A 511-nucleotide genomic window follows, 5' to 3' on the forward strand; every position below is an offset into this window, starting at 1 on the left:
CGCAACAACGCCTTGCGAGGAGGGACATAGTCCCGACATGGCAATCTTGTCAAACATTCTGAGATTGCGGACGTACAAAATTTTCAATTTTTCCTCGCAATGACGGATAAATAGGTCTACGCAAGCAAGCCTTCCTCGCAATGACGTTGTTTACCTTTGATTAGGTTTATCTTTTATTGTAAACACCTGTTCTTTAGGATCTGCTACTCCTAAAACTTTCTTTGCTTGTTCTTCTAACATATCCTTATTTAACGATTCCGTTCGGAGTAATTTGACGTTATGTTCAAGTTCTACTCTTTCTGCGCGTAAGCCTTTTAGTTCATCATAAGCTTTTTCAAGCTGCCTATTTACTTTTAAATACGCAATAATCCCTTTGTTACCATATATGCAATGAAAAACAAAATATCCAAGCAGTAAGGCTAAAAAGATATTTAGAATTATTTTTTTAGAATGATTGTTTAAATGTATTATCATGGTAATCCTCCCATTTTTAATCGCAATAGAGAGTAGA

General features: G+C 35.4%; 1 protein-coding gene. It reads right to left on the reverse strand.

Features of this window, described 5'->3' with window-relative positions; all coding sequences use genetic code 11:
* Nucleotides 1–150 precede the first annotated feature (150 nt).
* Nucleotides 151–474, reverse strand: a complete 324-nt coding sequence (locus tag KYQ89_RS01365; protein WP_218460064.1) for an FtsB family cell division protein — start codon at nucleotides 472–474, stop codon at nucleotides 151–153.
* Between the last annotated feature and the right edge of the window lie 37 nt (nucleotides 475–511).

It is taken from the genome of Rickettsia sp. TH2014 (genome assembly GCF_019249195.1).
In the GTDB taxonomy this organism is placed as follows: Bacteria; Pseudomonadota; Alphaproteobacteria; order Rickettsiales; family Rickettsiaceae; genus Rickettsia; species Rickettsia felis.

What these genes read in the sequence shown, in the direction of transcription:
- KYQ89_RS01365 (WP_218460064.1), bottom strand. Translation starts at nt 474, where the DNA reads ATGATAATACATTTAAACAATCATTCTAAAAAAATAATTCTAAATATC.